This window comes from Actinoplanes sp. NPDC023936 (genome assembly GCF_040639325.1).
In the GTDB taxonomy this organism is placed as follows: domain Bacteria; phylum Actinomycetota; class Actinomycetes; order Mycobacteriales; family Micromonosporaceae; genus Actinoplanes.
Genome location: NZ_JBEZZR010000009.1, coordinates 68,955 through 92,624 on the forward strand (window position 1 = coordinate 68,955; position 23,670 = coordinate 92,624).

The 23,670-nt window shown below is 71.6% G+C and carries 21 protein-coding genes; 10 read left to right on the forward strand and 11 right to left on the reverse strand.

The window, feature by feature from the left end:
* Positions 1-998: 998 nt before the first annotated feature.
* A complete protein-coding gene (locus AB0F72_RS14780; protein WP_360430473.1) occupies positions 999-1,967 on the reverse strand; it encodes a hypothetical protein in 969 nt (322 codons plus the stop codon).
* A complete protein-coding gene (locus AB0F72_RS14785; protein WP_360430475.1) occupies positions 1,964-2,311 on the reverse strand; it encodes a PadR family transcriptional regulator in 348 nt (115 codons plus the stop codon). Before AB0F72_RS14785 ends, AB0F72_RS14780 begins: the two co-directional genes overlap by 4 nt.
* Before the next feature lie 93 nt (positions 2,312-2,404).
* Between AB0F72_RS14785 and AB0F72_RS14790 the strand changes: the two genes are divergently transcribed.
* Positions 2,405-3,070, forward strand: coding sequence for a DedA family protein (locus AB0F72_RS14790; protein WP_360430477.1), 666 nt, complete (start codon positions 2,405-2,407; stop codon positions 3,068-3,070).
* A 5-nt stretch (positions 3,071-3,075) separates the two neighbouring features.
* Here the strand turns inward: AB0F72_RS14790 and AB0F72_RS14795 are convergent, their stop codons facing one another.
* The 3 genes from AB0F72_RS14795 to AB0F72_RS14805 form a co-directional block, all read right to left on the reverse strand.
* Entirely contained in the window at positions 3,076-4,272 is a 1,197-nt protein-coding gene (locus AB0F72_RS14795; protein WP_360430479.1) for a chitinase, read from the reverse strand.
* Between the two features lie 26 nt (positions 4,273-4,298).
* Positions 4,299-5,591, reverse strand: coding sequence for a glycosyl hydrolase family 18 protein (locus AB0F72_RS14800; RefSeq protein ID WP_360430481.1), 1,293 nt, complete (start codon positions 5,589-5,591; stop codon positions 4,299-4,301).
* Positions 5,592-5,757: 166 nt separating this feature from the next.
* A complete protein-coding gene (locus AB0F72_RS14805; protein ID WP_360430483.1) occupies positions 5,758-7,128 on the reverse strand; it encodes a carbohydrate-binding protein in 1,371 nt (456 codons plus the stop codon).
* Positions 7,129-7,255: 127 nt separating this feature from the next.
* Between AB0F72_RS14805 and AB0F72_RS14810 the strand changes: the two genes are divergently transcribed.
* Together AB0F72_RS14810 and AB0F72_RS14815 are read left to right on the forward strand one after the other, a co-directional pair.
* A complete protein-coding gene (locus AB0F72_RS14810; RefSeq protein WP_360430485.1) occupies positions 7,256-8,422 on the forward strand; it encodes a glutamate--cysteine ligase in 1,167 nt (388 codons plus the stop codon).
* A 132-nt stretch (positions 8,423-8,554) separates the two neighbouring features.
* Positions 8,555-10,039 (forward strand): polysaccharide deacetylase family protein, encoded by a 1,485-nt coding sequence (locus AB0F72_RS14815; RefSeq protein ID WP_360430487.1) that lies wholly within the window; start codon positions 8,555-8,557, stop codon positions 10,037-10,039.
* 10 nt (positions 10,040-10,049) lie between these two features.
* Here AB0F72_RS14815 and AB0F72_RS14820 read toward each other — a convergent pair whose 3' ends face one another.
* Entirely contained in the window at positions 10,050-10,901 is an 852-nt protein-coding gene (locus AB0F72_RS14820; RefSeq protein ID WP_360430489.1) for a DNA-formamidopyrimidine glycosylase family protein, read from the reverse strand.
* 147 nt (positions 10,902-11,048) lie between these two features.
* Between AB0F72_RS14820 and AB0F72_RS14825 the strand changes: the two genes are divergently transcribed.
* The 4 genes from AB0F72_RS14825 to rocD all read left to right on the forward strand — a co-directional run bounded on the left by AB0F72_RS14825 (position 11,049) and on the right by rocD (position 14,727).
* A complete protein-coding gene (locus AB0F72_RS14825) occupies positions 11,049-11,672 on the forward strand; it encodes an ATP-dependent Clp protease proteolytic subunit (protein ID WP_360430491.1) in 624 nt (207 codons plus the stop codon).
* Between the two features lie 116 nt (positions 11,673-11,788).
* Entirely contained in the window at positions 11,789-12,451 is a 663-nt protein-coding gene (locus AB0F72_RS14830) for a hypothetical protein (protein ID WP_360430493.1), read from the forward strand.
* 258 nt (positions 12,452-12,709) lie between these two features.
* Entirely contained in the window at positions 12,710-13,516 is an 807-nt protein-coding gene (gene ddaH / locus AB0F72_RS14835; RefSeq protein ID WP_360430495.1) for a dimethylargininase, read from the forward strand.
* Entirely contained in the window at positions 13,513-14,727 is a 1,215-nt protein-coding gene (rocD, locus tag AB0F72_RS14840; RefSeq protein WP_360430497.1) for an ornithine--oxo-acid transaminase, read from the forward strand. Before ddaH ends, rocD begins: the two co-directional genes overlap by 4 nt.
* Before the next feature lie 14 nt (positions 14,728-14,741).
* Here rocD and AB0F72_RS14845 read toward each other — a convergent pair whose 3' ends face one another.
* Positions 14,742-15,890: an FHA domain-containing protein gene (locus AB0F72_RS14845; RefSeq protein WP_360430499.1), complete on the reverse strand. Its 1,149-nt coding sequence runs from the start codon at positions 15,888-15,890 to the stop codon at positions 14,742-14,744.
* A gap of 157 nt (positions 15,891-16,047) precedes the next feature.
* On the opposite strand from AB0F72_RS14845, the gene AB0F72_RS14850 reads away from it, so the two are divergent.
* Entirely contained in the window at positions 16,048-16,830 is a 783-nt protein-coding gene (locus AB0F72_RS14850; RefSeq protein ID WP_360430501.1) for a hypothetical protein, read from the forward strand.
* Here AB0F72_RS14850 and AB0F72_RS14855 read toward each other — a convergent pair.
* Positions 16,809-17,873 (reverse strand): 1-acyl-sn-glycerol-3-phosphate acyltransferase, encoded by a 1,065-nt coding sequence (locus AB0F72_RS14855; protein ID WP_360430503.1) that lies wholly within the window; start codon positions 17,871-17,873, stop codon positions 16,809-16,811. The two genes, AB0F72_RS14850 and AB0F72_RS14855, sit on opposite strands and share 22 nt — an antisense overlap.
* On the reverse strand, positions 17,873-18,718 hold the full coding sequence (locus tag AB0F72_RS14860) for a patatin-like phospholipase family protein (RefSeq protein WP_360430505.1): 846 nt from the start codon (positions 18,716-18,718) through the stop codon (positions 17,873-17,875). Before AB0F72_RS14860 ends, AB0F72_RS14855 begins: the two co-directional genes overlap by 1 nt.
* A 47-nt stretch (positions 18,719-18,765) precedes the next feature.
* Here AB0F72_RS14860 and AB0F72_RS14865 point away from each other — a divergent pair, with 47 nt between their 5' ends.
* A complete protein-coding gene (locus AB0F72_RS14865; RefSeq protein WP_360430507.1) occupies positions 18,766-19,149 on the forward strand; it encodes a MerR family transcriptional regulator in 384 nt (127 codons plus the stop codon).
* Positions 19,128-19,478, forward strand: a complete 351-nt coding sequence (locus AB0F72_RS14870; RefSeq protein ID WP_360430509.1) for a thioredoxin domain-containing protein — start codon at positions 19,128-19,130, stop codon at positions 19,476-19,478. Before AB0F72_RS14865 ends, AB0F72_RS14870 begins: the two co-directional genes overlap by 22 nt.
* A gap of 743 nt (positions 19,479-20,221) precedes the next feature.
* Here the strand turns inward: AB0F72_RS14870 and AB0F72_RS14875 are convergent.
* Both AB0F72_RS14875 and AB0F72_RS14880 read right to left on the reverse strand, forming a co-directional pair.
* Complete coding sequence (locus AB0F72_RS14875) at positions 20,222-20,437, reverse strand: hypothetical protein (protein ID WP_014447374.1); 216 nt, start codon at positions 20,435-20,437, stop codon at positions 20,222-20,224.
* A gap of 38 nt (positions 20,438-20,475) precedes the next feature.
* A complete protein-coding gene (locus AB0F72_RS14880) occupies positions 20,476-23,640 on the reverse strand; it encodes a cyclic nucleotide-binding protein (RefSeq protein WP_360430511.1) in 3,165 nt (1,054 codons plus the stop codon).
* Between the last annotated feature and the right edge of the window lie 30 nt (positions 23,641-23,670).

Sequence of the window (23,670 nt, forward strand, 5' to 3'; positions counted from 1 at the left end):
TCCACACGCAGACCCAACTTCGCCGGAGTGTGTGGAGTCCGGGCGCGATCCGAACCTCAGATCCACACGCAGACCCAACTTCGCCGGAGTGTGTGGAGTCCGGGCGCGATCCCAACCTCAGATCCACACGCAGACCCAACTTCGCCGGAGTGTGTGGTGCGCCACGGTCAAGGGAGTGACCTGCGGGTTTGCGTGTGGCTTCGCAGGCTCGAGGAGCCCGTCGAACCTTCGCGCCGGCCCGGCCGTCCGCGACTTTCCGCGAAGCGCCGTGTTCCCCTCGGATTCCGGCACGCCGGGGGACGATCACGGGTGTTGACCGGCACTGGGCGGCAGCAGCACCTTCGACGGTCCATTTGAGGCATTCACCCGGTGGCCGTGGGTGATCGAGAGCTGCGACTCGCCCGCGCCGGCTCGACGCCCGTCCGGCAGCGAGGGCAGGTCACACGATGCGGTGCAGGCGCGGGGACGGGAGCACACCGAAGCAGCACCAGCAGGGACGCGGGCACACCGAAGCCCGCACCAGCACGGACGCCGGCACACCGAAGCCGTGCGTGAGCCCTCATCGCCGCCCTGGCAGGGGTGCGCGCTCACGATGACGTTGCGTGCGCCCTCACCGGCCCTCAACCGCCGCCCGCCCGCGAATCCGCCCCGCCCGCGAGTCCGTCCGGGCGGGGCCGCGCACCCTCAACCCGCCACCTCGCAACGAAAGGCTCCGATCAGCCAGAGCGTCAAACGCCCAGTTCGCCACCATGGTCAACTTAAGCTGAGTGGCACTGACCGGCACCCTGTCGACGCCCGCGTTTGTCACACTGCGTACCGGTAACCGGGGTGAAGGCGGCGCTTGCCCAAAAGCCGTGGACATCCCGAGCCCCACAGGATGACGCAAAGCAGCAACGCTCCGCACTGCCGGTGACCAGCGTGGTTCCGACCGGACGTAGCTGAGGATCTCAGCGCGTGAGCATGTCAGCCCTTCGAGTGTTGCCCGGCGCACGGACGCCTCAACTTCGCGGCAGCTTCGCCTGCCGGGACCGCTCGTAGCGCCCGCTCAGCATCGCCACCACCAGGAACGCCGCCATCGGCACCAGCACCAGCGCCGCCCACTGGACCGGCCCGATCAGGCGGGTGGCCTCCGGATGGTACGAGTTGTATTCCATGAAGCCGTCGAAGCCGGACCGGATCAGCGGCACCGTGACCAGCACCGGCGCGGCCCAGGCCGGCAGCCAGCGGCGGACCGTGGCCTCCTGCCGGATCGCCGCCACCAGCACCAGGCCGGCGGCCGCCACCAGCATCAGAACGGCGACGCCGGACATCGCCGGCATATCGCTGAGGAGCATCTCCACGTCGCCCCTGCCGAGCACCAGCAATGGGGACAGCTGGTACGGCAACAACCAGTCGATCTCGGTCACCAGGATCAACAGGCCGCCTGCGGACAACACCAGGAGCAGGCCGCGCGGGCGGCCGGCACGGGTCGCGAGCAGACCGGCGACCAGCACCACGGCCGCCGTCATGATGATCCAGTAGGCGTTGAGCAGCATGGCCGGCGTGTCGAGGTACCACCGGAGGGCTGCGGCGATCTCACCGGCCAGTCCGATCGCGGCGCCGGTGAAGCCGAGCAGACGCCACCCTTTCGCCACCGCGACGAGCACCAGCGACCAACCGGCGAGGCGGACGTAGTCGACCGGCGCGACGACGTCGAGATGCCCCGGGACCAGCGGGACCACCCGGCGCCCCTCGAGCGCCAGCAACAACAGCGCTCCGAAGAGCTGGACCACCCGGGCGGACTGCCGGAGGCCGGCCGGCACGGGCACCCGCCGCAGACGCACCACCAGCGCCGAACGGACCAGGTCGAACACCTGCCCGGGACCGGGCCGCCCCTCGGCCGCCAGCACGGCGAGCAGCTCCTCCTCGTAGTCCCGGCGGAAGTCTCTCGGATAGAGCGCGAGCAGTCGCCGCTGCGTGGCGCTCATGCGGGCGCTCCCCCGAGCTCGGTGCGGCGGGCGCGCAGCCGGCCGTCGGCGATCGCGGCCTGCTCGCGCAGGCGTGCCGTCTCGGCGGCCAGGCTCCGCTCGCCGGCGGCGGAGAGCCGGTAGTAGCGACGGAGGCGGGACTGCACGATCTCCTCGCGGTCGACCTCGATCAGCCCCTCGGAGCGCAGCCGGTCGAGGGCGGCGTAGAGAGTGCCGGCGCGGAGACGGACGCGGCCGCCGGTCATCGCTGACACGTCCTCGATCACGGCATAGCCGTGCCGGGGCTCCTCGGCCAGGGCGGTGAGAACCAGGAATGTCGGCTCCCGCATCGGCGCATCGCTCATGGCAGCAGCATATACCGATCATCGGCATATACGCCATGCGGTTCATACGCTGGTTCGCGGGTACCACCAGAAAAACCAGGGGGAGGATCACACATGGCCGAAAGCGATCTCGGAAACCTCGGCGGCCTGACCGGCTGGGTCGCCTCGGTGATCGAGTCGACCGGTGAGATCGGTGTCGGCCTGCTGGTCGCCCTGGAGAACCTGATCCCGCCGATCCCGAGCGAGATCGTCCTCTCGATGGCCGGTTACCTGGCGAGCGAGGGCCGGGTCAACCTGGTGCTGGTCTGGGTCGCCGCCACGGTCGGCGCGCTGGTCGGCGCCCTGCTGCTCTACTGGCTCGGCCGCGGCCTCGGCGAGGAACGGCTGCGCCGCTGGCTGGACAAGGTGCCTCTGGTGGACCTCGACGACCTGGACCGGGCGGACCGCTGGTTCGAGCGGCACGAGCGGGCCACCGTCCTGTTCGGACGCTGTGCGCCGGTGGTCCGGAGCCTGGTCTCCATCCCGGCCGGGGCGAACCGGATGCCGGTCGGCCAGTTCGTCCTGTTCACCGCGATCGGCAGCGGCGTGTGGAACGCGCTCTTCGTCGGCGCCGGCTACGCCCTCGGCAACCGCTGGCAGGACGTGGAGAAGTACAGCCACTGGTTCGACTACGCGATCTGGGCGTTCTTCGCGATCGCGATCGGCTCCTGGGTGGTCAAGAAGGTGCGCAAACGGCGTCGCGCGGCCGCCCGCGAGGGCGACCGCGCGTCAACTGGTTAGCCGGTTCAGAAGCCGGCGCTCACCTTGGTGAACGCCCAGTCCGCCTGGGCGATGCCGGAGCAGTCGGAGACCACTCCGCCACCGGCGCAGCCACGGTCCCGGTTGACCGCCCAGAAGGCGAAGCGGGCCAGGCCGTTGTTCCGGGCGTAGTCCCGGATCCGGGTCCAGGTCTCGACCGACGTGACCTCCTGCTGGTCGGAGAGACCGTTCATGCCGGAGATGCCGATCCGCGAGTACGCCTGCGCGTCGGTGTACCCGAACGTGCTCTTCAGGACGTTCTTCAGGCCCTCGGTGGCGCCTACCGTGCTGGCGTACATGTCAGCGCCGCCGCTGAAGTCGAACGGCATCTGGGTGAAGACGTCGATGTTCGCGTTCTTCGCCTTGGCCTGCTGGATCAGCCGGACACCGTGCGCGTTCGGGCCGGTGGTGGTGGTGCCGAAGGTGAGGATGGTCTTCACCGACGGGTTCTTCTGCTTGACGATCTTCAGCGCGTCGACGATCCGGTCGGCCACCACGTAGTTCTCGAACTCGTCGGTGTTCTCGATGTCGATGTCGATCGCCTTCAGCTGGAAGGTGTCGATCACCTTCTGGTACGCCCCGGCGAGTGCCTCGGGAGTCGAGCAGTTCGGGCCGAGCTTGTTGCCGCTCCAGCCGCCGATCGACGGGACCACGTCCGCCCCGGCCGCCCGGATCGCCGCGATGGTGCTGGCGTGCGCGCCGCCGGTGAGGCCGGTGGAACCGTCCCAGGCCGGGTTGCAGCCGTTGCTGGCGAGCACGAAGGCGATGGTGAACGCCTTGATCCCGGTGGCGTTGACGACAGTGGCCGGCGCCGGCGGGTTACCCCAGCCCGGGTAGATGTACGGCGCGGCCGCCATCTTCGTCCCGGTGGCCGGCGGCTGGGTGGTCGGCCCGGTGGTGGGCGTGGTGGTCGGCGGCGTGGTGGTGCCGCCGCAGACGCCGTTGTCGGCCCAGACCGCCCACTGGGAGCTGTTGGTGGCCGGCGACTCGTTCTGGGTCCACCACTTGGCGGTGTAGTTGCGGCCGTTCTGCGAGGCGGTGTTGTCCTTGACGTAGACGGCGCTCGCGCTCCAGGCCGGAGCACACGCGACGGCCGCGTTCGAGGTGGTCATCGGGATGATCGCGGCGGCCGTTCCGGCCATCGCGACCGCCGCGACCACGGCGATCTTCCTGCTGAGTTTCACGGGACGCTCCGAGAGGGGGAGGTTGATCAGGGGAGGGTGGCGAGGTGCGGGTCGACGGTGTTGGCCCAGCTGGTGCCGTTGGTGACGTCCCAGTTGATGGACCAGGTCATCGCTCCGCGGATTCCCGGGTACGTGGCCGGGGGCTTGAAGGTGCCGCAGTTGGTGCCCCTGGCCAGGCAGTCGAGCGCGGCGTTGACCACCGACGGGGCCACGTATCCGCCGCCGGCCGCCCGGGTGCTGGCCGGCAGGCCGAGGGCGATCTGGTCCGGGCGCAGCCCGTTCTGCAGCGGGATGCAGGCGAGGGCGGTCAGGAAGTTGATGGTTCCCTGGCCGTACGCGGCGTTGTTGTCACAGCCGAGCATGGAGCCGGAGTTGTAGTACTGGGTGAAGACGACGGTCAGGATGTCCTTGATGTCGAGCGCCAGCTTGAAGTACGAGGACTGCGGGTTCTGCATGTCGATGGTCTGCGGCGCCATCGTGATGATCAGGTTGTTGCCCGCCTTGGCCCGCAGCGACCGCAGGGCACTCGCCATGTAGGTCGGGTTGAGCCCGTTCTCCAGGTCGATGTCGACACCGTCGAATCCGTACGTCCGGATCAGCGCGTGCACCGAATCGGCGAACGCGGTGGCGGCCGCCGCGCTGTTGACCGCAACCGTGCCCTTCTCGCCGCCGACCGAGATGATCACCTTCTTGCCGCGCGCGTGCAGGGTGGCGATGTCCGCCTTGAACTGCGCGTCGGTGTATCCGCCGACCGCGGTGGCCAGGCCCGGGTCGAGGTTGAAGGTGACAGCGCCGGCCGTCGTGGTGGCGTCCGCGAAGGCGACCGCGATCAGGTCGTAGGCGGCGGGGACGTCGGCCAGCTTGAGCGGCGCGGCGCCGTTGTCGAAGTTCTGCCAGTACCCGGTGGTGAAGTGCGCCGGCAGCGCGCCGTTGCTGGGGGACTGGGAGGTGGACGGCGACGAGGACGGCGAGGTGGAGGGGGATGCGGACGGCGAGCTGGAGGGCGACGAGGACGGCGACGACGAGGGCGACACCGACGGCGACCCGCTGGGAACGACCCCGCCGTCACACACCCCGTTGTCGGCCCAGACGTCCCACTGACCACTCCGGACGGCCGGGGAATCGTTCTGCGTCCACCACTTCGCGGTGTAGTTGTGGCCGCTCTGCGAGACCACGGCGCCCTTCACGTACACGGCGGACGAGCTCCACGCGGTGGCACAGGCCGTGGCGGCCTGGGCGTTGCCCGCGAACCACGTCGCCGCGCCGCCGGCGACGAGCGCCGTGACCGTTGCGAGGATGACCGATCTGGAGCGCTTCATCGACGTCCTTCCGTACACGCTGTGAGGTGTATCAATCTTTAGGACTGTTAACAGTAAAAGTAAAGAGTGACAGCCTTAAACATCCTTAAAAAATCTTCGGGTACGACAATGGGCCGCAGCCGCAGGTCAGCGGATACGACCCATCAGGACCAGTCGATAAAAAGTATTACCGGCGGAATTGGATCCAGTTGATGTTCACAAAGTCAGCGGGTTGACCGCTACTGAACGTGAGGAACACCGTGTGCGTACCCGTCACATTGGACACGTTGCCCGGAATCGATTGCCAGCTCTGCCAGCCGCCGGTGCCGCCGAGCGCGAAGCTGCCGATCGGCGCGTTGCTCCGGCTGTCCAGCCGCACCTCCACCAGACCACTGACCCCGCCGGCCGCGCCGGACGCGACCCGGGCCACGAAGTCCTTCACGCCGCCCGTGCCGAAGTTGACGTTGTCGAACCGCAGCCAGTCGCCGTTCGCGATCCACCCGACGTCCTGCCCGCCCTCCGCGCAGGTCTCCACCTGCACGCCCGCGGACGCGTTGAAGGACTCCGCCTCGATCCGCGCGTACGCGTCCCGGGTCGAGCCGCCGGGGGTGGGTGAGGTGGTCGGTGAGGTGGTCGGCGTGGTGCCGCCGGGGGATTGCCAGACCGCCACGTAGTCGACGAGCATCGGGACGCCGGACTGGGTCTGCGCGGTGGGACCGCCGCCGAACGCCGCCGGGAAGCCGCCGCCGATCGCCACGTTGAGGATCACGAACATCCCGTGGTGGGTCGCGTTGTTCCAGGTCGTGGCGTCGACAACGGTCGAGTCGAGGGTGAAGTAGTTGACGCCGTCCAGGTACCACCGCAACTGCTCGGGTGACGTGCTGCGGTCGTACTCCAGCGCGTAGGTGTGGAAGCTCGTCAGGCAGCCGTTGCACGGCCGCTCCCCGCTACCCAGGCCGGTGGTCTCGTTGCACGGTCCGCCGGGATTGGTGCCGCAGTGCAGGGCCGCGAAGACGCTGGGACGCCCGTTGATGTTCTCCATGATGTCCCACTCGCCGATGCCCGGCCAGTTCGTGGCGCCCACCGGACGGGCCGCGTCACCGAGCGCCCAGAACGCCGGCCAGTAACCGGCGGCCGCCGGGCCCGTCACGTTGGGTTGCTGGATCCGCGCCTCGATGCGCACCCGGCCGCCGACCGGTGCCGCGAAGTCGGTCCGCTGGGTCTCGACCCGGCCGGACGTCCATCGGCCGGCCGAGTCCCGGATCGGCTTGATCGCCAGGTTGCCACTGCCGTCCTGGTAGACGTTCTCGGTCGAGTCGGTCATCGTCTCGACCTCGCCGGTGCCCCAGTTGGGGGCGCCGCCCGGATAGCCGGTGCCGATGGAGTAGAGCCAGTTGGAGCGGTTGAGGCCGGTGCCCGCGGCACCGGTGAAGTCGTCGCTGAAGACCAGCGTCATGCCGGACGGCGGCGGCGGCACCGCCGCGTCGGCCGTGGTCACGATCGTCACGGAGGCGGCCACCACCAGTACGGCCGCGGCGAGAGCTCGGAGACTTCGCATGGGGACACCACGCCTTTCGAGGGGACGAGAGAGCGCTCTCACGAAAGTTTCACGCTTGTTACACGACGTGTCAACATGGACGAATGCCAATGCTTAGCGGCACGTCCCCACGGGTACTTGGCGGCCCATGGACACCGCCACCGAGGGGACCTCGCTTCCCGCGGACATCGCCGCCGAGGCCGAGCGCCACGATCTGCTGACTCTCGGCATCGAAGAGGAGTACCTGCTCGTCGACGCGGCCGAGCCACGCGCCGTCGAGGCGGTCGAGGACGTCTTCGCCGCGCTGCCCGAGGGCATCCGGGACGGCGTTCAGCACGAGTACTACCGCAGCCAGATCGAGGTGGCCAGCCCGCCCCGGCTGGACCTCGCCGACCTGCGCGCGGAGATGACCCGGCTGCGGTCCGGCGTCGCGGCGGCCGCCGAGCGTGCCGGCGCCCGCCTGGTCGCGGTCGGCACCGGCCCGGCCGCCGGACCCAACCTGCGGATCGTGGACAAACCCCGGTACCACCGGATGCGGGACCGCTTCGGCGACCTCTCCCCCGGTCAGGGCATGTGCGGCATGCACGTGCACGTGAGCATCCCGGACCCGGAGACCGGCGTCAAAGTCCTCAACCACCTGCGGCCGTGGCTCCCCGTGCTGCAGGCCGCCGCGGCCAACTCCCCGCTCTTCGCCGGGCGCGACACCGGGTACGCCAGCTGGCGCTCGATGTTGTGGGAACGCTGGCCCACCGTCGGCCCGGCGCCCTACCTGCGCTCGCACGAGCACTACCTGACGCTCATCTCCGACCTCGAGGCGAGCGGCGCGATGCTCGACGAGGGGATGCTCTACTGGTACGCCCGGCTCTCCGCGAACTACCCCACCGTCGAGATCCGGCTGGGTGACGTGACCCCGACGCTCGACGACGCGATGCTGCTCACCGCGCTCACCCGGGCCCTGGTCGCGACACTGCTCCGCGAGGTGCGCGACGGGATCGAGGCCCCGGACGTGGAACATCCGCTGCTGATGGCCGCGCACTGGCGGGCCGCGCACGACGGCCTGGAGGGCCTCAACATCGACATGGCGACGCGGGAGCCCCGGCCGGCCTGGCGCCTGATGCGGCAGCTCTTCGACTACGTGCGCCCGGAGCTGGAACGGCACGGCGACCTGGAGACCGCGACGGTCCTGATGGGACGGTTGCGGGCCGCCGGGACGGGCGCGGCACGGCAGCGCGCCATGCTGGCCCGGGGCGCCTCGGTCGCGGACGTGGTGGACGAGCTCGCTCGCCTCACGAAAGCGACAGAAGCGGACCGATAAGGATCACACCCCTATCGGTACGGATATTGCTGAGCGTAGTGACGCACGGTGACCTGGGGAAATCACGGTGCGTGCTGACGGGATGACCGATTCGGTATCGCGTTCGATCATGCAGCACGGTAGGCATGACGGATGTTTCCGCACAACCCGCGCCCAGCAGCACCGACGTCGGGTGTGGACGGCGCGAAGGGCGGGCGGCACCGCAGGACGGAGACGCCCGCCGAGAGCGTCCCGGCCGAACCGGACACCACCGGAACGAGCACCGCCGGACCGAGGCCAGCCGGACCGGGCACGGCTGGAACGGGCACGGCTGGAACGGGCACGACCGACACGTCCGGGTCGGCACGGCACCGCGCGGGGGCGTACCCCTCCGCCGGCTCCTCCCGGACCACCCGCGGCAGCAGGCCACGCACCGCCCGGCACGCGCGCCGCACCGCCTCGTCGGCCCCGCAGACCGGCGCACACCGCGCGCCGGGGACGCTGCCCGTCGAGGAGTGGATGACCGCCGCGCGGAACCGGCCGGCGCTGCTGCTCGGCACCCTTGTCGTCGCGGGCGTGCTGCTCGCCTCCGTGCCGACGATCCCGCAGCAGGACGGCGGGCCGACGAGCGTGATGAACGCCGCGGCCCAGGCCGTCGCGTCCCGGGTGACCAGCCCCAAGGTGACGAAGACCCCGGTGGCCGCCGAGGACCCGTGGACCGAGCCCGCCGCCGAACCCGAGGTGACGCGGGCCGCCGCGCCACAGCGCCCCGCGGCGACGCCCACCCGGGCCCAGCCGACGGCCGAGGTGCAGCAGGCCGGCCGGAAAGCGCCGCGCGGCGACGGCCCGGCCAACTCGCTGGTGACCACCGGATCCCGCACGGTCACCCTCAGCTTCGACGACGGTCCCGACCCGAACGAGACGCCGAAGATCCTCGACATCCTGGCGAAATACCAGGTGAAGGCGGTCTTCTGCCTGGTCGGCTCGCAGGCGCAGAAACACCCCGACCTGGTCCGGAAGATCACCGAGGCCGGGCACGTGCTCTGCAACCACACCTGGGACCACGATCTGAAGATCGGCAAGAAGAAGCCGGAGCAGATCCGCCACGACCTGGACCGGACCAACGCGGCGATCCGGGCCGCCGTTCCCGGCGCGCCGATCCCCTACTTCCGGGCGCCCGGCGGCAACTTCACCGTCCGGCTGGTCGACGTGGCGTACTCGGGCGGCATGACCTCGCTCTACTGGGACGTCGACCCGCGCGACTGGTACCACCCGGCCGGCGAGTCCGACGCGGACCACGTGAAGCGGGTGGTGGCCGAGGTCAGGAAGAATACCCGGCCGGGATCGATCATCCTGTCGCACGACTTCAACCAGCCGGCCACGACCACCGCATACCAGCAGCTGATGCCGTGGCTGACCAGCAACTTCACGGTTGGCCTGCCGGGCTCCGCGCCGGCGCCGGCCAGCTCCGCGCCGGTTCCGCCCTCGGCGCCCGCGACAACGGCCCCGACGCCCTCGGCGCCGGCCACCACCCCGGCGTCGCCCAGCCCGTCGCCGGCCGTCTCGGAGTCACCGGCGGCGCCCGAGGACGTGGCAGCCGCCGGTGTCACCCCGTCAGCGACGACCCCGGCAGGCTGACCGAGCCTCGTCAGCGACTCCCCCGGCGGACCGATCTCGCCGGGGGCGCGCTGACGGCCGGCTGGCACGTCGGGCACCAGTAGAGATTGCGGCCGGCCAGCGGCCCGCGGGCCACCTCGGTCCCGCAGACCAGGCACGGCTGGCCGGGACGGCGGTAGACGTACACCTCACCGCCGTGCCGGTCGACGCGCGGCGCCCGCCGCATCGCCTCCGGGGTGTGCTCGGTGTGGACGGTGTCGATCCGGCCGCGCGCCACGCCCTCCTTCATCAGCGCCCGCAGGTCGTCCCAGATCGCGGTCCAGCGCGTCTCGTCGATCGCGATGCCCGGCGTCTCCGGCGACAGCCCGGCTCGGAACAGCACCTCGTTGGCGTAGATCAGCCCGCAGCCGGCCACGACGGACTGGTCGAGCAGCAGCGCGAAGAGCGGCTTGGTGCTGCTCCGGACTCTGGTGAACGCCCGGGCCGGGTCCGCGTCGTCACGCAGCGGGTCGGCGCCGAGCCGGGCCTTCAGCAGGTCCACGGCGCCCGGGTCGAGGACCTCGCAGGCGGTCGGGCCACGCAGCTCCAGCCAGTGACCGGAACCGGTCATCCGCAGCCGGACCTGGCCGATCGGCTCCGGCGCGGGCAGCTCACCGTCGGCGAACTTGCCGTAGAGGCCGAGATGGACGTGGACGGTCCGATCGTCCTCGTAGTGGTGCAGCAGATGCTTGCCGTACGCCTCGGTGTCGCGCAGCACCCGCCCGTCGACAAGCGCGGCGCCGGCCGCGAACCGGCCCTGCGGGCTGCTCACCCCGACCGGCTGCCCGGCGAAGAGCTCGCGGTGACGTGTGGCGAGGCGGTGAATGGTATGTCCCTCCGGCACGCGACCAAGGTATCCGCCGCGCGGCACGGCACCGATTCGGCGTGATGATTGCCACCGCGGTCCGGTTCTGCCGACAGCGGATTCGCCCTGAGGGGAATCAGTGGCCGTCACGCCACGCCTGGGAGAAGGTGTGAATCGAGAACAGCGATGCGAGAAGGTGGGCTCATGAGCATTGACACGACCATGCGCGGCGGCGGCGCGTCCTTCGACGACCAGGTGTTCGAGCGGCTGCTCCGGGAGCGGATCATCTTCCTCGGCAGCGAGGTCAACGACGAGGTGACCAACCGGATCTGTGCGCAGATGCTGCTGCTGGCGTCCGAGGACTCCGAGCGCGACATCACGCTGTACATCAACTCGCCCGGCGGCTCGATCAGCGCCGGCATGGCGGTGTACGACACGATGCAGTACATCAAGAACGACGTCGCGACCGTCGCGATGGGCATGGCGGCCTCGATGGGCCAGTTCCTGCTCACCGCCGGGACGGCCGGCAAGCGGTTCGCGCTGCCGCACGCCCGGGTGATGATGCACCAGCTCTCCGGCGGCATCGGAGGCACCGCCGCGGACATCGCCATCCAGGCCGAGAGCATGCTGCACATCAAGCAGGTGATGAACGAGCGGATCGCCTTCCACAGCGGGCACACCCCGGAGGAGATCGAGCGCGACTCGGACCGGGACCGCTGGTTCACCGCGCCGCAGGCGAAGGAGTACGGCCTCGTCGACCACGTGATCACCACGACGGCCGACGTGCACACCGCCGCCTCGATCGGCTGATCCTCAGCAGCGAAGAAGGGCACGTGGAGTGACATCCACGTGCCCTTCGTGTCGTTTCCGGAAGGGCGGGGTATAGAGACCGTCATCACTGATGAAAATTGCTCGGAGGTGCTGACGTGAGGATTCCTTCCTTCCCCCGCCAGGCCTCGGCCGATAGCACGGTCGAGGACCGGCCCACTACGACCACAACGCAGCGTGACGACCGGCTGCCGCACCGCTCCCCGGTCGCGCCGCGGACCAGCACCGTCACCCCGCCCCGGGACGAGACCACCACGACCATTCCGGCCGTCCGCACCGAGCCGGCCCGCACCGAGCCGGCCCGCACTGAGCCGGCCCGCACCGAGCCGACCCGGACCGAGCGGCCCCGCACCGAGTCCGAGCGGGCCGCGGCGGTGACCGAGGAGCGCCCGCCGGCCGGCCGCGCCGCGGTCGACGCCCAGCCGGTCCAGGACCGTAAGCCGCGCGCCAGCCTGATGGCCACCGCCGGTCTGATCCTCGGTGTGGCGGGCGCGCTGCTGGTGCTCTCCGGCCCGCTGATGGGTTACGGCATCGGCGTGGCCGCGCTCGGTCTGCTGCTGTCGCTCGGCGGCCTGCTCGCCACCCGCAAGCGGCACGTCGCCGGCAAGACCGACGCGCTGCTCGGCCTGCTGCTCTCGCTCGGCGCGATCGTGATCGGCGTGCTGGCCCTGACCGGCTCGCTGAGCTGGCTCGGCACCGACATGCAGCCGGTCAGCGATCTCCGGCAGTGGCTTGACGCACAGTTTGAGAATCGATTCTGACGGGTACCTGACATCCAGCGCCGGTGATGCACCGGCGGTCCTCCTCGGAACCGGGACGGCTCACCCCGTTCCCGCCCCGAAAGGCTCCGGCGGTTCGCCGGAGACACCGCAATGCTCTGAGGGACCGGCGGTTCGCCGGTCCCTCAAGCGTGTGCGCAACGAATCGCCACAGTCCCCCGTGATCACGCAACGTTCCGCCGCTCCACGCATGGTTGATCCAGGGTTGTCGTCGGTCGATGCCGCATAGCGTCTTCTTCCATGACGTCCTCCGCCACGCCGCGCCGTTATCTCATGTGCCGGCCCACGCACTTCGCCGTCACCTACCGGATCAACCCGTGGATGGACCCGGCGGCGCCGTACGACAACGCGCTGGCCGTCAGCCAGTGGGAGAACCTCCGGCAGACCTTCCTCGACCTCGGCCACACGGTCGAGCTGATCGACCCGCTGCCCGGGCTGCCCGACATGGTGTTCGCCGCGAACGGCGGCACCGTGGTCGACGGCCGGGTCCTGGGCGTCCAGTTCCGCGACGCCGAGCGGGCCGACGAGGCCCCCGCGTACGCGTCCTGGTTCCGGGACCGCGGCTTCGAGGTGCACGAGCCGAAGCACACCAACGAGGGCGAGGGCGACATCCTGCTCGCCGGGGACGTGCTGCTGGCCGGCACCGGGTTCCGCACCGCGCACGCGTCGCACGCGGAGACCCAGGAGGTGCTGCGCCGGCCGGTGATCACGCTGCAGCTGGTCGACCCGGCGTACTACCACCTCGACACGGCGCTCTGCGTGCTGGACGAGACGAACATCGCGTACCTGCCACAGGCCTTCTCGCCGGGATCGCAGGCGGTGCTGCGGCAGCTGTTCCCGCACGCGATCGTCGCGACGCCGCAGGACGCGGCGGTGCTCGGCCTGAACGCGGTCAGCGACGGCCGTACCGTGGTCCTGCCGGTGCAGGCCACGGACCTCACGGCTTCCCTGGCGGAAGCCGGTTACCAGACCATCGGGGTCGACCTGTCCGAGCTGCGCAAAGCCGGCGGCGGCCCGAAGTGCTGCACGCTGGAGGTGCGCTCGTGACCACCGTCGATCTTCGTACGCCGGATGCGCTGGCCGAGGCCGAGCGCTGGACGGCACACAACTACCACCCGCTGCCGGTCGTGGTCGCCGAGGCGGAGGGCGCCTGGGTGACCGACGTCGACGGCCGCCGCTACCTCGACTTCCTGGCCGGTTACTCGGCGCTCAACTTCGGGCACCGGCACCCCGGCCTGATCGCCGCGGCGCACGCCCAGCTGGACCGGGTGACGCTGACCAGCCGCGCGTTCGTGCACGACCAGTTCGGCGCGTTCTGCCGGGGGCTGGCCGAGCTCTGCGGCAAGGACCTGGTGCTGCCGATGAACACCGGCGCCGAGGCCGTCGAGACCGCGATCAAGGTGGCCCGCAAATGGGGGTACCGGGTCAAGGGCGTCGCCGACGAGCGTGCCGAGATCATCGTGGCGTCCGGCAACTTCCACGGGCGCACCACCACGATCGTCAGCTTCTCCACCGACCCGGAGGCACGAGCGGACTTCGGGCCGTACACACCGGGTTTCGTCGTCGTCCCCTATGGCGACCTGGAGGCCGTCCGGAAGGCGATCACCCCGAACACGGTGGCCGTGCTGATGGAGCCGATTCAGGGCGAGGCGGGTGTGCTCGTACCCCCGGCGGGGTTCTTCGCGGGTCTGCGTGAGCTCTGCACCGAGCGCAACGTGCTGATGATCGCCGACGAGATCCAGTCCGGTCTTGGCCGCACCGGCCGCACCTTCGCGATCGAGCACGAGGGCGTCGTCCCGGACATGTACGTGCTGGGCAAGGCGCTCGGCGGCGGGATCGTGCCGGTCTCCGCGGTCGCCGCCGACCGGTCCGTGCTGGGCGTGCTGCGGCCCGGCGAGCACGGCTCCACGTTCGGCGGCAATCCGCTGGCCTGCGCGGTCGGCGCCGAAGTGGTCCGGCTGCTCGCCACCGGTGAATTCCAGGAGCGCTCCGAGCGGCTCGGCGCCCGGCTGCACGCGGGTCTGCGGGACCTGATCGGCAAGGGCCTGGTGGCGGTACGCGGACGCGGGCTCTGGGCCGGTGTCGACATCGACCCGCTGCTGATGACCGGCCGCCAGGCGTGCGAGCGGCTCGCCGAGCGGGGTGTCCTCGCGAAGGACACCCACGGCTCGACGATCCGCCTCGCACCGCCGCTCGTGGTCACCGAGAAGGACCTGGACCACGCGCTGACGCAGCTGGCCGAGATCCTGAAGAACTAGGGCCCGACCGGGCCCTAGCGGCCGACCGGGCGGAACGCCATCGTCGGCGCCTCGCCCATCACCGACTCCGGCTGCACCACGCCACCGCTCGCCCACAGCTTCGAGCGGCCGAGGTGCACCCCTGCGTAGAGCTCCACGACGTCCTCGGGACCGAGGATCCGGCTCTCCTGGCGTTTCAGGGAGAGCCGGGCGTCGTCGTCGGACGAGCCGCCCGGGCGGATGCCGGAGCCGTTCGTGCTGACGTCCTGCACCGTCACCTCGTCGCCGCGCAGGCTGAGCCGGACGTGCCCCCGGCTGATCCATTTCCGGGCGTCGTCGCTGAGCCACTGGCCGAGCATGACGCCGTCGCCGCCCTCGGGCGCCCGGCCGACCACGACCGGCTTGTCCTCGGAGACCACGAAACGCTGGCGGATCACCCCGTCGATGCGTACCGAGAAGACCTCGGTGCCCGGCCGCGCGCCGGCGTCCCGCAGCCGCTCACCGTGCCGCGGGCAGGTCGGCACTCCGGCCCGTAGCGCGGGCGGCGGCTGGGAGACCGGGCTGGTGTAGGTCCGCATGTCGGAGAAGAAGCTGTCCGAGTCGCCGCCGCTGCCGTAACTGGTGCAGTTCGGCGCCGGGCAGCTCCAGATCCGGGCGAGCAGGCGCTCGCCGAGCGGGGAGCGCGGCACCGGAGGCGCCACCTCGCCCCGGCCCACCCGCGGGACGAGCGTCGGCCCACCCTGGTTCGACACCAGGGCGAGAAGGCGGCCGGGATCGGCCACCCAGGGCCGGCGGTCGCGGAAGCGGTCCTCCCGGTCCCGGGTGAGCACCGGCAGGCCGAGCATCTCGGCCACTTCGAGCACCCGGTCGTCGAGCTGCGGAACGACCTCGATCTTGCCGTCGTCGGCCCAGCGGCGGACGACCATCCGCTCGTTCGACGTGAGGTCGGTGTCCGAGATGAGGCCGCGCGGGGCGACCGCGTAGACCGGCACGTTCTCCTCGGCGACGTAGCGGCCGAGCGCATCGACCAGCAGCCCGAGGCGGACCAGGCTGGCCGGGCGACCACCGTCGAGATCCGCGTAGCGGACGACCTCCGACAGATCGACCACGGCCCGGGCGAGTGCCGGGTCAGTGGTTAGCCGGACCTCGATGGCGTCGAGGACCTTGCTGACCTCGAATCTCACGAGTCCTCCCCATGGGTAACGCGTACCGGCCCATCATGCCCGCCACATGATCCGGCGAGAAATCCGGGCGTCCGCGAGGCCGGACTTGTCCGTTTGCGAAGTCACTCGCCCGGGAATCCCCTGATCGACCGGCGTCACATTCCAGGAGGGACACATAATGCGGAAAATCGCCATTTATACGGCGACCGCCACGCTCGCCCTGACGGGTTGCGCCAACGCCGACACCGCATCACCCGGCCCGTCCCGATCGCCAGTGGAGAACCCGAGCGTCGTCGCGACAGCCGACCCCGCCGCGACCGCCGCCCTGGGCAAGGCCACCGCCGCGCTCGGCACGACCAGCTACACCATGACGGTCACGGCCGGGAGCGGCTTCACGATGATCGCGCTGCTCGACCCGCCGGGCGGCAAGGGCACCGCCGAGCTGACCGCCAGCGGGCCGAACACCGAGATCACCGTCAAGTCCCTGCTGATCGGGCAGGACCTGTGGGCGCAGATACCCACCATCACCAAGGACGGCACCTGGACCCACCTCGACATGAGCCGGCTGCCCGAGGGCGCCAACGTCGGCCTGCGGCCCGGCCGGATCGACCCGGTGGACAGCGCGAACCTGCTCGCCTCGACCACCGACGTGCGGTCCACCGGCGGCAACTCGTACTCCGGCACGGTCGACCTGACCAAGGCGGCCGGCATCGCCGGCCTGGACCGGGTCACCATCGACGGGTACGGCTCGGCGGCGCAGCGCGTGCCGTTCGTCGCCGCCCTCGACGAGCAGGGCCGGCTCGCCACGCTCACGCTGCAGCTGCCCGCCGTGAACGGCACCACGATCGCCCCGGTCGAGGTCCGGTACACCGAATACGGCCGGACGGTGGACGCCGAGCAGCCGCAGGCCGCGACAGTGGTCGAGGCCCCGGAGAACGTCTACCGAGCCCTGGGCGGCTGAACCCGGGACGGCTGGAGTCGCGGGAGCGGGAAGTCCGGCGGCTGGTTGGCGTCGATCCACTCGTCGATCCGGGCCCACCAGTCGTAGAGCCAGTCGACCCGCTCCTGCTCGCCGGCCGGCACCTCCTCCGGCGGCACGCTCCAGAACTTCATCACCAGACGCTTGTCCATCGGCAGCTCGCGCCAGACGTCGGACACCGTGACCATCCGGTCCAGGCCGGTGTGCGCCACGAAAATCACTCCGGCGTCCGGCGCGGCGTCGATCGCCGCGAACAGGCCGCCCGGTTTCGGCGGCAGCAGGTTGTTCAGGTGCTTGGCCCGCTCGGCCATCTCGTCCAGCCCGCTGGCCCGGAGCCGGGCGATCGCCTTCTTCTTGCGGCCGGGCGTGAAGTTGCCGCCCTCCGGGAAGATCACGAAGGCGTCGTTGTGGTCCAGGCCGGTGGCGAGCGCGCCGATCTGCTCCTCCAGCGTCGCCGTCCCGGTGCGGCCGGGCGAGATGAACCGGTTGGGCAGGCGGTTGAGCAGCACGTCCACCGCCGGATCCCACTGCAGGGCCGCTTTCAGCACGATCCGCGGCTCCCGGGCGAACCAGTTGACCAGCGCGTGGATCAGCGTGAACGAGTCGCCCGGACCGGCGTGCCGGCTCACCACGATCTCCGGGCGGCCGGGGATCGCGGTGTCCGGATCGGTGCCGACCACGTCGATCGTCAGGTGCAGCGACCACCGGGCGAACCAGAACAGGATCCGCAGGAACCATCCGGTCATCACGTAATGGGCCCGCTGGAAGAACGCGTTACGGATCTGCCAGCCGAACCCCGAGGCCACCCAGGTCACCGCGAGGGCGACGAGCGCCACCGCGTCCCAGACCAGGTAGACGACGAGCAGGAAGACCAGCCGGGGCACCCGCAGCCGGCCGGGCACGAACGGCGACGCGGCCAGGGCGATCAGCAGCCAGACCGGCAGCGTGGTGACAAGCGTCGTGGCGAGCAGCACGACGAGCGGGGCGAGCACGACACGGCGTACCCAGATCGGCGGCAGGCCCATCACTGCTCCGGCAGCGGGTTCACGTTGGCCGACAGGTACCGGCGGGACGCCGTGTAAGCACGGCTGATCCGGCGGCCGACAGCGGCCATGTCCCGGTACGCCCACGGGGAATCGTCGCGAGCCTCGCCGCCACCGCTGGGAAGAACGTGCACCCGGACATCGTCGGGCAGCGACGCAAGCTCCCGCGCGAACCGGTGCCGCCGGGCGATCTCGAACGCCACCTGCGCCACCTCCCACGGCCGTTTCGGAACGCTGAGCTGCCGCTCCACCCGCCCCACCTGGAGCACGAAGATCAGTTTCGCGCCGACCCGGACCGCCTCGCCGATCGGGATCGAGTTCACGATGCCGCCGTCCACATAGTGCTCGCCATCGATCTCGGCGGGTGGCAGCAGACCGGGCACGGCCGAGGAGGCGAGCACCGCGTCGACGAGCGGTCCACTGTCGAACCAGTGCTCGGCGGCCCGCTCGATGCTCGCCGCGCAACACCGGAACGGGATCTTCAGGTCACCGAACGCGGTGCCCTCGCCGAGCTCGCTCTCCAGCAACCGCCGCAGCGGGCGCGGCGAGTGCAGATGGGTGCGGGCCGCGAACCGGCGCATCTGGCGGCCGAGCGAGTCGCCGTACACCGCCGCCGCCTCCGGTGAGGTCCAGAGCCGCAGCAGACGATCGGTCACCGCCTCGGACGGATCAGCGGCGACGAGCGCGCCGTTGACCGCGCCGATCGACGTGCCGACCACCACGTCCGGCCGGAACCCGGCCCGGAACAGTGCGCGCAGCATCCCGACCTCGACGGCGCCGAGCACGCCACCGCCACCGAGCACGAACGCCACCGGACCGTTGACCATGGTCCCATCTTGCCTTGACGCCGGTGTGAAGGCATAACGTCGGGCGCATGCTGATCGGAGAGCTCGCCGAGCGGGCCGGCACCAGCCCGCGCACGCTGCGCTACTACGAGGAGCAGGGGCTCGTGCGGCCCCGGCGCGACGCGAACGGCTACCGGCAGTACGACGACGCCGAACTCCGCGTGGTGCACGAGATCCGCACGCTGCTGGCCGACGGCTTCGGGCTCGACGACATCAAGCCGTTCGTCGACTGCCTGCGCGCCGGCAACGAGGCCGGCCACGTCTGTCCCGACGCGGTCGCCGTGCTGCGCCGCCGTCTGGCCGAGGTGGACGGATACCTCACCCAGCTCACCGACGTCCGGCAACGCCTGCACGACCAGCTGAACCAAGCGATCGAACACCGGGAGATCCGATGCCTGATGAATCCCTGCTGACCGCCACTGATCAGAACTTCGCGGAGCTCGTACTGGCCTCCCCGATCCCGGTCATCGTCGACTTCTGGGCCGAGTGGTGCCCTCCGTGCGGCCCGCTGACCCGGGTCCTGAGCGAGCTGGCCGACGAATTCGCGGGTCAGGTCCGCATTGTCACGCTTGATGTGGACGCCAACCCGGCGAGCACCCGGGACTATCGCGTGCACTCCATGCCCACCCTGCTCTTCTTCATCGAGGGCGTCCTGACGAACACTCTCGTGGGCGCCCGTCCGAAATCGATCCTCCGAAAGGCGATCACCACGACCGCGTCGCCCTACACCAACGCAGGCTGAACCCCTCCCCCGGTACGGGCCGAACCTCCCCAACCGCACCAATCCGTCCCGCCCCATCCGGGCGACTGACGCCCCTCCCGCCGGCTCACTCCGCCGCCGGCACCGGCGTCCCCGCACGGCCCGGCACCGCCGCCGGCACCGGCGTCCCCGCACGGCCCGGCACCGCCGCCGGCACCGGCGTCCCCGCACGGCCCGGCACCCGCTCCCGCCACGACCCAGCACCGATCATCCGGCGCGCCCCAGCCCGAGCCGTAGCCCAGACACCCCAGCCGGCCGCATGACCTGCGTCAACTACGGCTCGCCAGGCCCGGCCGTAGCCCACACACCCCCGCAAGCCACGCAACCTGCGTCAGCTACGGCTCACCGGACCCAGCCGTAGCTGAGCGCGGTGATCAAGGCCTGATTTGCTGCACCAGCTACGGCTCGCCCCGGCCAGCCGTCGGTCACGCATGTCAGACCGCGTTATGACCTGCCTCGGCTACGGCTCACCGGCTTCGACCGCCCCTGACGGACGGATTCGTCGGAACCGCCCCCGTTGAGGAGCGCCGCGCTCGGACGGGGCTCGCACGGCCGAGCGCCTCCGCATCGTGGGCGCCGGCGGGAATGCCGGGCATCGGCGGCCTTGCCTGGCACCGGTAGCGAAAGTCGCCGGACGGCCCGGACCACCGCTGGTGGCCGCGCGGACTCCCGGGGACGGGATCGGTGCGGTTGGGGAGGTGTGGCGCGTACCCCGGCGGGGTTCGTCAATCGAGCTCGGGCATCGCGACCGGCTGGGGGCGCGGGCGGCAGGTGCCGCACTGGACCGCGTCCTCGACCACCAGCGCCTCGGCCCGGTCGCGGAGCACCGAGCGGCTGATCTCCAGGAGGTACGGGCCGAAGCGGGCGTGCTCCGCGCACACCGCCCGTCCGCAGAACCGGCACGTGGCGCGTGCCCCCTCGGCGCAGAACCAGCAGAGCATCGGTGGTTCCTCCTTCGTCCGCGCCGGGGCGGGGAATGTCAGCCGGCGGAGGTTTCGGTGGTGGGTTCGGCCGAAGTGGGGTCGTCGGTCGGGTCCTCGGTGGGGTCGTCCGTGGGGTCGTCGGTCGGGTCGTCGGTGGGGTCGTCCGTCGGGTCGTCGGTCGTCGGGGCGGTGCTCGGGGCGGTGGCGCTGGAACGGCTCGGCGTGGGGCGGGCCGACGGGGGCCGGGACGTGGCGGACGGGCGGCTGGTGGCCGTCGTCGCGGCGCGGCTGGGTGTGCGGCTCGTCGTGGTGCGGTCCGGCGCCGGGGTGGTCGAGGTGACCTCCGGGGAACCGGTCTCCGACGGGGTCACGCTCGGCTCCGGCGGGAACGTGCCCTCCTCTGTCGGCTCGTCGCTCGGACCGGCCGCCGGCGGCGTGACCACCACACCGTCGCCGCAGGTCAGGCTCTCGCCGGAAGCCGGGCTCGCGGCGCCGCCGACGGTCACCGTCCCCTTCGCGACGGTGACCGCGACCGGGTCCGCCGCGAACCAGGAGCGGCCGTCGTTCACCACGTCGCCCTGGGTGCGCAGCACGGTCAGCGCGAGCGGCCGGTACGCCCCGCTCGTGCTCGCCGTGTCGGCCAGCACCCGGCCGCTGCCGAGGGCCAGCCGGCCGGACGGCGACGACGTCCGGCCGCGCGCCACCTCGGCGCGGTCCAGCTGGGTGGACGAACCGGCGCAGAGCACCACCGTCGCGCCGCCCGGGAACGTCAGCGTCGCCCGCCCGGCCTCCGGCACCCTGATCTGCGCACCGGCCTCGATGTAGCGGCGGCCGCCCGCCTGCACCATGGTCCGGTCCGTGAGGGTCTGGCCGCGTTCCACGGTGAGCAGCACCCGCTCGGCCGGCATCTCCGCCCAGGCCGGGCCCGGTTTGACGTTGAGCGCCACACTGACCAGGACGAACACCAGCAGGACACTGGCGAAGGCCCACATCCGCCGCTCGAAGTGACGGTCCACGTCGTACTCGGTGGGCGGTGGCGGCGGGCCGGGCGGGACGGCAAGCGGCGGATGGCCGGCGCCGGGGCGGACCGCGACAGGCGCGCTCGGCCGCAGCGACGGCATCGGGACGCCGGGGCCGTGCACGCCGACCAGGGGCGGCAGGTCCGAGGCGTCCGGCATGATCCAGAGCCGGACCGGGGTACGGGTCTGCGCGACCGCACCGGGACTGCCGTCGCCGACCGGCCCGACCAGTGTGCCGCGCCGCAGCTCGGTGCCGTCCGGCATGGCGATCACGCCGGACTCGACCACCACGGCATGGGTGGGTCCGGGCAGGATCACCGGCACGCCGGGTTCCAGGTCCGCCGGGTACGCCGCGGTGATCAGCGCGAGACGCTGGTCGTCCTCGAGCGCGGCGAGCGCCGGGGTGTCGGCGAAGAGCGCTTCCGCCTCCTCGCGCTCCATCGGCGGCGGGCCGGGCATCGGGCCGACCACGGCGGCGACGGCATCGGCCGGGGCCACGAGCAGCGTCGCGCCGGCGGCGGCGAACCAGTCCAGCTGCGCGGCGCGGCCGGTGAGCGCGCCGGCCAGGCCGACCACCCCGCCCGGACCGGCGTGGTGCCGGATCGTGCCGCCCGGATCGCCGGGGCGGCGGCCGTGCAGCGCGCCGTCGGCGACCACCAGGACGGTGGCCGGGAGCTCGCCGGAACGGACCAGCTGACGACCGGTCCGCGGGTGCTGCCAGCGGGCGTGCGCGGCCAGCTCGTGCAGCGCCGGCTCGGGCAGGCCGCCCAGCTCCGAGGCGTGCAGCGCGGCCAGGCGGCGCGGCAGGTCGGCGTCCCGGTCCCGTTCGGCGGCCCGCTGCCGGGCGAGACGCCCGGCAGCGGCGAGGCGGCCGAGCAGGGCGTAGAGCATCGGGGCGGCCAGGCCCAGCACGATCGCGATCAGCAGCAGGCGGGCGAGAACGCCCTCGTGCCAGAGACCGACGGCCAGGCCACGCACCCGGTCGGTCCAGAGCCGGCCGCCGAGGCCCGCCGCGACGGCCAGCCAGAGCAGGCCGAGCAGGGCGTAGAGCGCGACGAGCCGGCCCTCCCGGTCCAGCGCCGACCATCGGGGGCCGCGCAGCCGCAGCCGGCCGGAGAGCCAGGTCAGGGCGCGGGCCCGCAGGTCGGGGATCTCCAGCCAGTCCATCAGCAGGTAATGACCGTCGAGCGGCAGCAGCGGGCTCAGATTGAAGAACGTGTGCAGGTAGAAGAGGAACGCCAGCTTGAACGCCACGCCACCGGTCGCTGGCACGGCGAGGCCGATCACCTGGGCCAGGCCGGCCAGGCCGAGCGCGGCGGCCGGACCCGCGGCGGTGACGGCGATCCGGGCACGGCGGCCCGCCATCCAGACGTCGCTGGTGTCGACGAAGACCGAGGGGATGCCGAACTTGAGCATCAGGCCGGCGGCCGGGACCTCGCGCCCGACCCGTTTCGCGGCGAGCGCGTGACCGCACTCCTGAGCCGCGAGCACCAGCACGTTGAGTAACACCAGGACGACAGCGCCGAGGAGGTAGGAGTCACCCACCAGAAAGAGTGACAGGCTGCCGCGCTGCCAGGTGGCCGCGAACAGCCCCACCCCGGCGACCGCGAAGGCCACGCCGATCCAGAACGCCACCCGGGTGAAGAGCAGCCGTCCCGCGCGCTGATAGGCCGCGCCGACCAGGCCGTCGACGTCGGCGGAGAGGATCCGGCGCCCCCGCGCGGCGGCGGCGAGCGACCCGCCGAGGAGTTTCGGCAGGGGTTCCCGGCGCATCTCGCGCAGCGGCCGGAACGCGTCCACCGGAAGCTCTTCCAGCATCCGGTTGGCGGCCAGGTCGGCGACCACCCGGCGGACCTGGTCGGGGGCGAGCCGCCCGGCGATCCGGGCGAACTCCGCGACCAGCCGGGCGACCGTGGACGAGCCGTCCATCATCAGGGCGAGCTGGTACTCCTCCGGGCCCAGCCGAAGGTACGACGCCCGTCCGCCCTCCTCCGGCGAGCGGAGCATGACGTAACGCCCGCCGCGCACCGTGGCCCGATGCCGGACCTCGATGCCGGCGCGCAGCACCGGGCGGGCCCCGGACGGGTCCAGCCGGTCGGCGACCCTGTGCCAGACCCCGGCGTCGGCCGGCCCGGACGGCACCCCGGGTGCTCGCCCGGCCAGGGCTTCCCAGACGTTGGTCCGGGGTTCGACGTAGGTCAACTCGCGGGGCCTCTCACTCCAGACGACGCC

Bases quoted from the DNA above. Each gene is read 5' to 3' on its own strand.
- AB0F72_RS14780 (WP_360430473.1), bottom strand. From the start codon at position 1,967: ATGAGCGCCACGCAGCGGCGACTGCTCGCGCTCTATCCGAGAGACTTC.
- AB0F72_RS14785 (WP_360430475.1), bottom strand. From the start codon at position 2,311: ATGAGCGATGCGCCGATGCGGGAGCCGACATTCCTGGTTCTCACCGCC.
- AB0F72_RS14790 (WP_360430477.1), top strand. From the start codon at position 2,405: ATGGCCGAAAGCGATCTCGGAAACCTCGGCGGCCTGACCGGCTGGGTC.
- AB0F72_RS14800 (WP_360430481.1), bottom strand. From the start codon at position 5,591: ATGAAGCGCTCCAGATCGGTCATCCTCGCAACGGTCACGGCGCTCGTC.
- AB0F72_RS14805 (WP_360430483.1), bottom strand. From the start codon at position 7,128: ATGCGAAGTCTCCGAGCTCTCGCCGCGGCCGTACTGGTGGTGGCCGCC.
- AB0F72_RS14810 (WP_360430485.1), top strand. From the start codon at position 7,256: ATGGACACCGCCACCGAGGGGACCTCGCTTCCCGCGGACATCGCCGCC.
- AB0F72_RS14815 (WP_360430487.1), top strand. From the start codon at position 8,555: ATGTTTCCGCACAACCCGCGCCCAGCAGCACCGACGTCGGGTGTGGAC.
- AB0F72_RS14825 (WP_360430491.1), top strand. From the start codon at position 11,049: ATGCGAGAAGGTGGGCTCATGAGCATTGACACGACCATGCGCGGCGGC.
- ddaH (WP_360430495.1), top strand. From the start codon at position 12,710: ATGACGTCCTCCGCCACGCCGCGCCGTTATCTCATGTGCCGGCCCACG.
- AB0F72_RS14850 (WP_360430501.1), top strand. From the start codon at position 16,048: ATGCGGAAAATCGCCATTTATACGGCGACCGCCACGCTCGCCCTGACG.
- AB0F72_RS14855 (WP_360430503.1), bottom strand. From the start codon at position 17,873: ATGGGCCTGCCGCCGATCTGGGTACGCCGTGTCGTGCTCGCCCCGCTC.
- AB0F72_RS14860 (WP_360430505.1), bottom strand. From the start codon at position 18,718: ATGGTCAACGGTCCGGTGGCGTTCGTGCTCGGTGGCGGTGGCGTGCTC.
- AB0F72_RS14865 (WP_360430507.1), top strand. From the start codon at position 18,766: ATGCTGATCGGAGAGCTCGCCGAGCGGGCCGGCACCAGCCCGCGCACG.
- AB0F72_RS14870 (WP_360430509.1), top strand. From the start codon at position 19,128: ATGCCTGATGAATCCCTGCTGACCGCCACTGATCAGAACTTCGCGGAG.
- AB0F72_RS14875 (WP_014447374.1), bottom strand. From the start codon at position 20,437: ATGCTCTGCTGGTTCTGCGCCGAGGGGGCACGCGCCACGTGCCGGTTC.